Consider the following 11,702-nt stretch of genomic DNA (forward strand, 5'->3'; position numbering starts at 1 on the left):
ATGATGAACGCTACAGCCTAATTATAGTAAATGCATTTTTTACCACAATGAGTGAATTGCAAATTTTCGCGGGGATTATTGTCGATATGCCTGGAAGGAGGAAATGTTATGAATCGGTTCACTCTGCGTTTGGGCGCATCGTTAAGGAACCGTATAATATTGGTATTTTTAATGATCATTATTGTGCCGTTTCTTATTTTCGCTTACTTTGCACATATCAAGTCTATTGAGGGTATCACAAACACGAATACGAAGATTTCACTGAGCTATCTCCAGCAAGCAACCAACAATTTTGAGATTTATCTGAATACACTTAATGATCAGGTCAATACTCTAATCGGCAACAAACGAGTACAAGATCTACTGATTGATCCACCAGCAAATCCTGCTGAAGAAGAGGACTTCACTGTTAATCTGCTTACTGTACTCTATCAGGCTACTCCACAAATCGATGCCTTCCGAGTGCGGGTCTATCCGATAAATCCTTCGCTTTATCCTTCTTATATGAATACATTGGGAGAAGCGGCGAATATTACGTCAGAGGAATGGTTTAAACGGTCACAAGGAACTGTAGGTCCAATGTGGGAATTATTTATGCCACAGCAAGGCAAATATGGTCGTCCTTTATTAGGGTATATCAAGCGCTTTACAGGTCTCTTTGATCGGAAGCCCAGAGGTATGGTCGTGACAGAAATTTCAGAGGATCATTTGAAGCGTTATTTCTCACCCACCGAGCAATTGAAAAATCAGAAGCTGCTGCTGATGAATCGGGATGGCACCATTTATTATGACTCCTCCTCCAATGAATGGGCAGGCAAGCAATTCCCTTCGAATTCATTCGTCTCCCATCTTCAACAGAACTCGCAGGGCTCACAGACGCTTAAGATTGACGGGCACAAGTATCTTACTACTTATGTCAGCTTGGACAGTGAGCCTTGGGCGATTGTCAGTCTGACGTTATTGAAAGAACTGTCTGGATCAAGTGACGAAATGACTCGTTTGCTGATCATCTTCTTGATTATTTATCTCATCTGCTGTTTTGCCGTTGTCTTCTACATTACAGTGTATTTCACTCAACCTATCGCACGTCTGGTAAGGCTGATGCGGAGAATGGAGGAGGGGAATTTCCAAACAGAAGCGTTAACTTCGCCAAGAAGAGATGAAGTAGGCTGGTTATATCGAGGGGTTGGCAGCCTTGTTCAACGAATTGATGTATTGATCCAAGAAGCTTGGCGTTCCGAGCGAAAGAAAAAGGCACTGGAGTTTCAGGTTCTGAGCCATCAGATCAACCCACATTTTCTCTATAATACACTTGAATCAATTCGCTGGAAGGCGGAGAACCACGGGCGCAGCGATATTAGTGAAATGGTATCTGCACTTGGGAATCTCCTGCGGTTGAGTTTGAATCAAGGGAAGGAGATCACTACACTGCGGCGTGAGATAGAGCAAGTGAAAGCTTATGTGCTCATCGAGCAGGGCCGTATGGGCAAAACGATCCGTATATTATATTCCTTAGATGAAGATTTGCTAGATTTCCCATTCCTTCGCTTGCTGCTACAACCACTTGTAGAAAATGCGATCCAACATAGTGTGCGGAGTGACTTTGAGAAGGGGAAGATCATTGTGTCTGCTAGGCGTGAAGAGGAAGATATGATCATCGAGATTGCAGATAACGGAAAGGGCATTCCACAGAGTATCATTGATGAATTGGATCATGATGATGCGGAGGAGGAAATGTATACAACAACTCGTCGAGGTGTAGGGTTAAGAAATGTGAATGACCGTTTGAAGCTGTATTTTGGGTCTGAGTATAAGCTCCAGATTCAGATCGGTACAGAAGGGGGAACCCGTATTTTGTTGCGCCATCCCATGAAGGTAGGCGAAGAACTGTCCAAAACAGATGATACCCATTAATCGAGCTGTTAGACCTATTAAATCGTTAAAATCTTATATAGTAGCGATTCTCCCTTCTCGGAGAATCGCTACTTTTATTTTTAGACTGTTGATCACGTATCTCGGTGATCAGGATAAAAATGAATCAACAAAGTGCAAGATTGACTCATAGTAAGTGCATATCCACTCTTTTACAATTAAATTATCCAAACAGCGAAAGGGAAATCGATATGAAACTAAACGGAGTGTTCAAGGAACTGTACAAAAATCGCACCTTGCTGCTCATGTTCTTACCCGTCGGGGTACTGTTCTTGCTCTTTAACTATCTGCCGCTGGCTGGTCTTGTAATCGCCTTCAAAAATTTTGATTTCTCCAAAGGAATTTTCGGAAGTGATTGGATGGACCCGCTATTCAGCAACTTTGACTATGTATTCTCTTCTCCGGTGGCTTTTCGAGCCATTCGAAACACGATTCTCCTGAATGCACTTTTCATAGTAGTAGGGCTCGTATTTGAAGTAGGGTTTGCACTACTGCTGAATGAAATGCGCAATAAGTATTTCAAAAGAATTACGCAATCCTTAACCTTTTTACCTTTCTTTATCTCATGGATTGTCGTAGGTGTATTCGCTTATAATCTGATGAATTATGAGACTGGAGCAATTAATCGCTTCCTGGAGTACCTACATCTACAACCGATTGACTTCTATAGTCGGGATGAATTATGGCCGGCGATCTTAACCATTGCTGCCCGCTGGAAAATCACTGGTTATGGCACAATTATCTATTTGGCCGCGCTAACCTCTATTGACAGTTCCTATTATGAAGCTGCTTCCATTGATGGAGCGTCGAGATGGCAGCAAATTAGATACATTAGTATTCCGATGCTGCGACCAACAATTATTATCCTGACATTACTGGCGGTTGGAAGAATTATGAATGCAGATTTCGGGATGTTCTATGCCATGGTAGGAGACGCTTCGCTGCTCTTCCCAACCACAGATGTTATTGACACCTTCGTCTATCGGAGCTTACGGAAATCGGGTGATATTGGGATGGCTTCCGCTGCGGGCTTCCTACAGTCCTTTGTTGCTTTCTTCCTCGTACTTAGCAGTAACTATGCCGCACGGAAGATCGACAAAGACTCAGCGATATTCTAAAGGTCAGTTGTCCCGAAGTATAGATACATTCAATTCTAAGGAGGTCATCCGACACAATGTTAGCCAGAAAATTTTCACTCAGCCAGTTTTTAATTGCTCTGGTAATCGGTCTATTCAGTCTGGCCTGCCTGTTTCCGTTCCTCATGGTCATCGCAGGCTCACTGAGCACAGAAAAAGATATTATGCAGTACGGCTATTCTATTTGGCCCAAGACGATAACGTTTGATTCCTATCGTATTTTGCTTCTTGGCTCCAATCGGATTTTTGAGGCGTACGGAGTCAGCACATTCGTCACTGTTGTCGGAACTGCTTTGTCACTCTTCTTGACTAGCATGGGTGCTTACGTAATGGCAAGACGTTCTTTTAAATATAGGAATATTCTCTCCATCTTTGTCATCATCACCATGCTCTTTAGTGGGGGATTAGTGCCTTGGTATATCGTCATTGTCAGATATCTGCATTTGAAAGATACGATATGGGCACTTATTCTTCCTTCGCTGGGCAATGCCTTCAACATGTTTCTTATTCGAAACTTTATGCTCTCCATTCCTGAGGATTTGCATGAATCGGCAAAAATGGACGGTGCGGGTGAATTCCGAATCTACTCCAGGCTGATCATGCCACTTGCTCTACCCGTTCTAGCGACCGTTGGGCTGTTCGTAGCTCTCGGATATTGGAACGACTGGTTCCTCGGGTTAATGTTCGTAGATAAACAGGAACTTCAGCCACTACAATTGCTGCTACGCACACTGATCTCCAATGTCGATTTCTTGAAGAACTCCGGAAATGCGGCTGCGATGCAGCGAATTTCTGCTCAGATTCCTTCCGAGTCTATCAAAATGGCGCTGACGGTCATAACTATCGGACCTATCATTTTCTTGTATCCATTTCTGCAGCGTTATTTTGTTAAAGGACTTATGGTTGGAGCAGTTAAAGGTTAACTATGTCGACGAATGTCGTATAGTATAAATTAAAGGTATAAGGGGAGATTAGGATGCGCAAACGCATGGGTAGATTTCAGATCGTCCTGATAGCAACGCTATTGCTAGGACTGATTATGTCCGCATGTAGCTCAAGTGGTGGAAATACGTCGTCCAATGATGGAAATCAAAGTAAAGACAACAACACTAGCACTAACACAGAAACCGCGAAAGGTGAAGATGAGGTTACACTCAAATTCTATTTTGGTGGGGATAAAAAAGCAGCCACAGACGAGGTTTGGTCCAAGATCAGCGATTATGTGAAATCCAAAGGTCTAAACGTAAAGTTCTCTGTGAATTTCATTCCGTTTGGAGACTTTAAGGAAAAAATGCTAGTCATGGCCGCATCCGGGGACAACTGGGATATGAACTTTGATGGAGATTGGCTCTCCTATAAGCAAATGGCGGCGAAAGGCTCCTACATGGCCTTAAATGATCTGCTCCCGAAATATGCGCCTAATCTTGAGAAGAAATATGTAGAACAAGGAACATTAGGAGCTGCAACGGTTAACGGACAAATCGTAGGACTTCCATGGACAATGAAAATGAATGAACGTAAATTTGCCGGCTGGCGTTCAGATCTGGCTGAAAAAGCTGGCATTAACATCGCTCCGGATTCGATTCAAACGATTGAAGATGTCGACAATCTGCTTCGTGAGCTGAAAAAGGCTTACCCGAACGAGAAGCTTTCCCGTACTACACCACTATCTTTGTATTATATCCGCGATGAATGGGTTGATCTCAACTTCCATGGGTTAGGCTTCTATCTGAGTGATCCGAAAATTACTATTCAATCTGTTGAACAACAGCCGTTCTTCCTCGAAGTTTCACTTTTGGCGAAAAAATGGTATGACGACAAACTGATCAACAGAGACGCTATGATCGATAAAGAAGGTGCGGAGGACCAATGGAGAAATGGTAAACTGCTCTTTACGGTAACCTCTCATGAATGGGCTTACGCAGATCCAGGCTTTTCCGATGCCAACTATAAACAAGGAATGTCACTTATGTATCCAGACAAGAAATATGTTAACCGAACAGCGCTCGCTAATGTTGTTGCCATCAATGTAAACTCCAAACACCCAGACCGGGTTCTGCGTTTCCTCGATATGGTGGAGACCGATCAGACGCTGTATGATTTGTTACAATATGGTATCGAAGGAAAAACCTATGAGCTGAACGGTGAAGCAGCGGATTATCCAGAAGGCATGCAGTCTTCTACGAGCAATTACATGGAGTGGGGTGGACAATGGGCATTCTGGAAACCACAATTCATGCGCCCAACTACAACCTATGCTAAAGATTTCTGGGTAAAGGAAGCCGATTTTGCTAATCAGCCTAACAATGTGAATTCGCCTATCGATGGATTGTTTATTGCCGAAGACGCTATGAAGAATGAAATAGCTAAACGCGATCAAGCCACCGATGAGCTCAGCAGACCGATTGAATACGGGATGGTGAAAGACGTTAATAAAGCTGTAGCTGATTATGTGGAGACTCAAAAGAAAAACGGACTAGATAAAATTATTACCGAAACTCAGAAACAAATAGACGCTTATCTTGCTGCCAAAAAATAAGGTTTAGGGCAAAGGGGAAGCCGCCTTCATTGGCGGGCTTCCTCTTTTTTTGAAATGAACAACTAATAATCCTTGGAGGTGCGTTACTTGCGTATACATCAATCCCGGTCAAAGCTCAGCGTACAGCTATCCCGAATATTAGCGATTCTGCTCTTTGTGTCCTGTATTCAATTTCCGCTAAACTCAGCGAAGGCCGAATCCGAATTCGTGCATATCAGCTTAGGAGAAATACCTATGGAGAATGGTATTACTGCTAGAGCTGGGGACTCGCCAGCTGGTCTGAAGACCGGAACAGTTTCAGGGGTCACTTATTGGGAGACAGGAAAAGATCTGGCAACTAGCTACATCTATCTAGATGTAGCTGATGAATTCTTGTACAACAGTGATGATTATGATGTAGATGTTATCGTTGATTATTATGATGAAGGTAATGGAAAGTTCCTACTGCAGTACGATGCGCAGACTGCGGCGTTCAAGGATGGAGAAGTATTTCAGTATGGCGACTCCAAGACCTGGAAGAGCAAAACGTTTACCTTAAAAGATATCCGGTTCGCAAATGGAACTAACGGTACGGATATGCGGCTTAGTGTTGAAGGTGGAGGGATAGATGCAGCCTCAAACCGAGATTTAAAGGTTGCTGCGGTCACAGTTACAAAGAAGCTGAAAGCGGATTCACGAAATGGCGTTAGCATCAAGCTGGGAAATCAAGTGGTATCCGACGGAATTGCGGCATTACCCGGTGATGGGCCTGCTTCGGGATTACAAACGGGAATTCTGGATGGTAAAGACTATTGGCAGACCAACCAGTCCGTGAGTGCCAGTGATCCGGGGCAAAATATTCTCTATTTCTATTTCAATGTAAATGACGACTATTTATTTCAGAACAAAACGCAAGATGTATTCGTTACCGTAGATTATTATGATCGCGGCAATGGAAGCATGGTGCTGCAGTATGACGCGGAATCAGCCCCATTCAAAGATGCTCCATTGTACACTTACAAGAATACGAATAGCTGGAAAAGCTATACGTTTAAGTTAAACGATGCGTACTTTGCGAATGGCACGAATGGTGCAGACTTTCGAATTGGTGTAAGTGGAGCAGGGGCTCCAGCCAATAATCCTGAGCTCTATCTCTCCTCAGTGACAGTCAATAAAACATTGAGAACAGCAATAGATGCGCAGACTAAAGTATATTCTACTAATTATACAACACAGGATGTCGTTATTGCTGATAGTAATGTGAAGGATTTTGGCGCTAAAGGGGATGGGATAAAAGATGATACGCAGGCCTTTCAAGATGCACTGAATGCAGCAGGCAATCGTGGAGGCGGCGTTGTTTTTGCACCGGAAGGACATTACAGGATGAATGGGAGTCTAATCATTCCTACTGGAGTTACGCTCCGCGGGGATTGGATAAGCCCCGATGATGTTAACAAGGAAGTGAAGGGGACCATTCTGGATGTCTATGGCGGCAAGGGAGAAGAGGAAGCACCTAGCTTCATTCAGCTTTCTCCTTCCAGTGGAGTAACTAATCTATCGGTTTGGTACCCGGAACAATCAGCTATACATCCGTCAGGATATCCATGGACTATTGAGCAGCTTTCGGGCGATAGTGCAACGATTCAGAACGTGACCTTAGTTAACGCTTATAAGGGTATCAAGATCGGACCGATCTGGAATGAGCTTCATTATATTAAAAATGTATATGGCACTGTTTTAAATACAGGGGTTTTCCTTGATTTCACAACGGATATCGGACGCATAGAACATCTTCGTCTAGCTCCAGATTATTGGTCTGGTTCAGGACTGGCGGGATCGCCTCAAAAGAATACGTTAACAGAATATCTTGTTACTCATGCCGAAGGGATTGTTATGGGACGCTCCGACTGGGAATATATGTCTGATGTATTCTTGTCCGGCTTCAAGACAGGTCTGCGCATGACAACTCGAACCGACAGTCTAGAAACTGCAAATGCGCAGCTTTACAAAATCAATATTGAGAACAGTGAGACCGCACTCAAAATTGAAGGTGTCAATGATTATGGCTTGTTGATCTCTGATAGCAGCTTCAAGGCGGATGCGGGAGAGAACCCGGTAGCAATTCACGCTACAACCGGCTTTCGATCTATCGTTCAATTCAATAAAGTAACCGTAGGTGGTAATCCCCATCAAGCAGTTCTTAACGATGGAACAGGTGTACTTTCTTTCGAGAACAGCAGTTTTGAGAATTGGGATGACCAATCTGGTGGATACGCGATTACAGCAAAGGCCGGTTCACTTATCCTTGGCCAATCTACTTTTGCCAAACCAACACATCATGTTTTGTTACAAGGAACTGCAGCAGAACTGAATGCAATCAATTCTGGGTATCAAGGTAAGCTGCAGGTGCAAAATGAGAGCGACGCCGCGCAATTGAATATTCATTGGGATGAGAAATACAATCTGGAGACGTTGCCTGAAGTAGCCTCTCTCGATTTGGCTCAACAACCGAAACCTACAACTGTGGAATTATACAATATAACAGATCAGCCTTATGGGGCAGATAAAAGCGGACAAAGCGATGTCTCGTCGATTCTGCAGCAAGCTTTAAATGATGCGAAACTAGCTGGAGGAGGTACAGTTTACTTACCGGCTGGGATCTATCGCGTGAATTCGGCAATTACGATACCAAGTGGAGTGGAGCTGCGGGGTTCTTGGGATGTGCCTCACCACACGATTGGTGGCGGAACGGTACTGTTCACCAATTATGGGGAGAATGATCCGCAAGGAGCACCACTGATCACATTGGAGGCTTCCTCCGGGGTCAGAGGCTTGTCAGTATATTATGACCAGCAGGATTGGAACACTGTAAAGCCTTATTCTTGGACGATCCAAGGGAAAGGTCATGGCGTGTACGCCATCAATACTACCTTGATCAACTCCTATCAAGGCATCGACTTTGGCAGCTATGATACGAGTGGACATTATATTGATTATGTTGCCGGTTCTCCTCTAAAAGAAGGGATATACATCGGTGGTGGAGCAGAGGGGGGCATGGTTCGCAATGTCCAATTCAACCCGCATTATTACGGAAGAAACAATTACCCGAATCACCCGGCCAATGATGCTGACTTCAACAAAGTCTGGAACTTTCAGAAGGATAATCTGGATGCATTTCGCGTCGGACATGTGAAGCAGGAAACCATCTTTAACACATTTGTGTACGGCTCTATGTATGGTATTCATTTCGAGGAGCAGAATGGCTTTGGTCCTGAAGCGATTGTTATCGGTCACGGAACGGATGGAAGTAAAAAAGGGGCGGTGATTGACAGTGCTGGGCCTGCGGGACTGTCTCTAATCAATACTGAGCTCGTATCCATGAGCACCTCTGATAAAGTTTATGTGGTAATCGGCGAAGATTTCGATTCCAAAGTGACGTTATTCAACACCTCTATGTGGGGAGACACCACTCGTTCGATCGATGTTCATGCTGGAAAGGTTCGAATTCAACAAGCGAACTTCACGACTGTCGGAGAGCGGGGGATTAATGCTCTAGGTGGTGATACTACGCTGTATAATTCTTACTTCCAGCAGCCACGTACTACGCATGTTTATGCTGGACCTGATATTGATAAACTTGTAATTACGAACAATATTTTTAAGGGTGGCATGCAATTTGTTAACGAAGCCGTAAATAAAGTGTTTGGCACCAATCTGGTTCCGGTTGCACTAAGTCTTAAGAGAACTCCATTTCATGCTGACGAACCGGAAAAAGCGAACAGCGTGCTAACTGTGACTAATGTGACCAGTGAACAGGCGCTGAGTGGGCGCATTGAGTTGCTACAGCCTTTCGTTTATGCCGGCAGGTTCAAACCTGTCCGCTTCAAAGAAATTGCTTTAGGGCAGTCTTTGGAAATGGAGCTCCCTTACTTGTCGAGTGATACGCTGAAATACCGCGTTACACTGGATGATGGCTATACTTACACAACCTCTGTCCGATTGGCGCAATCATTTGCCGAGCATCATGGAGTGGAATCGGCGGTTGCTCCGACCATAACATTGTCGAGCATCGACCAATATTCCAGTGTCGGCGGGCAATGGAAGGGTACAGACGATCTCAGCGCACAAGCCAATGTAAATTGGGATGCACAGAATTTGTACACCACCATTGTGGTTCAGGATGATGTGCATGCACAGACCTGGAATGGCGGAGATATTTGGCAAGGTGATAGTTTACAGCTTGGTATAGACCTGTCCAAGAAGGACGGTTCATCCAGTAAAAATGTGAGTGAATTAGGCTTTGCCTTGAACAACCAAGGTAATGTCAGCAAATGGAGATGGAGAGCACCAGAGGGCGTACAGACTGGAGCTCTGAATAACGTTCAGGCCGATATCACTCGCGACGAGGCGAATCATCAGACGACTTATAAACTGACGCTTCCGTTTAGTGAACTACACAAAGCTGGTTATACGTTCTCACCCTCAGATGTAATTGGTTTTACGGTATTGATCAATGAAAACGATGGGGCAGGGCGTTCAGGGTTCATGGAGTACAATCAGGGGATTGGCTCTAGTAAGGATGCTGCGTTGTATGGAGAACTGATCCTGTTGAATCGTGATTATTCAGATTTACTTATCCAATCTGCTACGGCACAGGTTGCTCAAGCGGAGATTCACAAGGATACCACACGACAAGATTCGGCTGCTAATTTTGTAAGCCTGCTACCTGCAGGAATGGTGAAGACGGCTTTGATTGCCAGATTGGCAGCAATCGGAGTGCCTAGTAAACCTGATCCAGATCCCGTGAAGCCAACACCAGGACCTGGCACAGAAACGCCAGCACCAGTTCCATCCGCTGCCCCTAAGCCTAGTAATAACGTGTCAATCACTCTACGAGCCGATGGTATTGTTGAAGTGAAGATCTTACCAGTTCTTGATCCCTTATCGAAAAGTGCTAACGCTGTAGTCACAGCGGAAGAGCTTGCCAGAGCATTCGCACAAGCAAGAACTGATAAAAACGGATTAAAGCAGGTATCCGTTCAGGTAACAGCAGTTAATGGGGCTGTAGGATATGGTATTGAATTGCCATCAACATTCGTAGCGAGTGGTACTGCAGAGCAAACACTCGAGCTTGTACTGCCAACAGGTACTCTTTACCTGCCGGGCAACTTACTGGCATCTATCCGTAAAGATCTCGATTCGACGGTTACTTTCTATCTGCGAAATGCAGATCGTATGAAATGGAGTAAAGAGATTCAGGATAAGCTGAGTAAACTTCCAGCGGTAGAACTGACTATTGTTTCAGGTGGCAAAATCGTTTCTTGGAGTGATAAGAATTCTTTGCTTACATTGGCGATTCCCTATAACCTCTCAGCGAGCGAGGTCAATAAATCTTCCAGTCTAGGCATCTTACAAATTCTTCAGGATATGAAGACAAAGGTTGTACCCGGTGCAAAATATAAAGAGGGTGCTGTAGTCTTTAAGGTGCAGGATCTGGGGCAATATGTGGTATCGTTCAATGTTCTATCCTACACAGATTTAGAGAATGTACCGTGGGCACAGGATGCTATAGAGCAATTAGCAGCTAAAGGGATTATACAAGGGGTTTCAAACACAGCCTTTCAACCGGCAGCACCTATAAAACGGGCCGACTTTGTGAAGCTGCTTGTGGATACATTGGGTCTAAGCGTCTCAGAAGCAACACCGTTCAGTGATGTGGACCCAAGTGCTTACTATGCCGAGGCAGTTGAAACGGCTAAAGCGCTGGGTATTGCAACCGGAGTCGGTACCGGAAGATTTATGCCAGATGCGATCATTAGTCGGGAAGATGCAGCCGTCTTCATTGTTCGAGCTTTGAAACTCAAAGAGTTACTCCTGACACCACTAGGGGAAGTCAAACTGAGCAGCTTTAAAGATGAGAGTCACATTTCCGGTTACGCGCATACCAGTATGAACATGTTAGTAGAGGCAGGTTTGTTACAAGGAAGTGGTAGTCATCTGAATCCTTCAGGTAAGCTAACCCGTGCGGAAACCGCAGTCCTTCTGTATCGGATTTATAACTTAAAGTAAAGTCAGTATTTGCCATAGCAAAGGAAGCCGAGTAATTATAAAGCTTC

Annotated in this window: 5 protein-coding genes; all 5 read left to right on the forward strand. The window is 44.4% G+C overall.

Going from position 1 to position 11,702, the window contains the following annotated elements; translation table 11 throughout:
- Positions 1-108 precede the first annotated feature (108 nt).
- The 5 genes from MHB64_RS14915 (at position 109) to MHB64_RS14935 (ending at position 11,655) form a co-directional block, all read left to right on the forward strand.
- Positions 109-1,914 carry a cache domain-containing sensor histidine kinase gene (locus MHB64_RS14915; protein WP_094868717.1) on the forward strand — a complete coding sequence of 602 codons (1,806 nt, stop codon included), beginning with the start codon at positions 109-111 and terminating at the stop codon, positions 1,912-1,914.
- Positions 1,915-2,123: 209 nt separating this feature from the next.
- Positions 2,124-3,050: an ABC transporter permease gene (locus tag MHB64_RS14920; protein WP_094868718.1), complete on the forward strand. Its 927-nt coding sequence runs from the start codon at positions 2,124-2,126 to the stop codon at positions 3,048-3,050.
- Positions 3,051-3,106: 56 nt separating this feature from the next.
- Positions 3,107-3,991, forward strand: a complete 885-nt coding sequence (locus MHB64_RS14925) for a carbohydrate ABC transporter permease (protein ID WP_094868719.1) — start codon at positions 3,107-3,109, stop codon at positions 3,989-3,991.
- Positions 3,992-4,044: 53 nt separating this feature from the next.
- Positions 4,045-5,607, forward strand: a complete 1,563-nt coding sequence (locus tag MHB64_RS14930) for an extracellular solute-binding protein (protein ID WP_341134735.1) — start codon at positions 4,045-4,047, stop codon at positions 5,605-5,607.
- Between the two features lie 234 nt (positions 5,608-5,841).
- Positions 5,842-11,655, forward strand: coding sequence for an S-layer homology domain-containing protein (locus MHB64_RS14935; RefSeq protein ID WP_341134736.1), 5,814 nt, complete (start codon positions 5,842-5,844; stop codon positions 11,653-11,655).
- The last annotated feature ends 47 nt before the right edge of the window (positions 11,656-11,702 follow it).

Origin of the sequence: Paenibacillus sp. FSL K6-2859, assembly GCF_038008265.1 — a bacterium.
In the GTDB taxonomy this organism is placed as follows: domain Bacteria; phylum Bacillota; class Bacilli; order Paenibacillales; family Paenibacillaceae; genus Paenibacillus_AQ; species Paenibacillus_AQ nitricinens.

What these genes read in the sequence shown, in the direction of transcription:
- MHB64_RS14935 (WP_341134736.1), top strand. Translation starts at nt 5,842, where the DNA reads ATGGAGAATGGTATTACTGCTAGAGCTGGGGACTCGCCAGCTGGTCTG.
- MHB64_RS14930 (WP_341134735.1), top strand. Translation starts at nt 4,045, where the DNA reads ATGCGCAAACGCATGGGTAGATTTCAGATCGTCCTGATAGCAACGCTA.
- MHB64_RS14920 (WP_094868718.1), top strand. Translation starts at nt 2,124, where the DNA reads ATGAAACTAAACGGAGTGTTCAAGGAACTGTACAAAAATCGCACCTTG.
- MHB64_RS14925 (WP_094868719.1), top strand. Translation starts at nt 3,107, where the DNA reads ATGTTAGCCAGAAAATTTTCACTCAGCCAGTTTTTAATTGCTCTGGTA.
- MHB64_RS14915 (WP_094868717.1), top strand. Translation starts at nt 109, where the DNA reads ATGAATCGGTTCACTCTGCGTTTGGGCGCATCGTTAAGGAACCGTATA.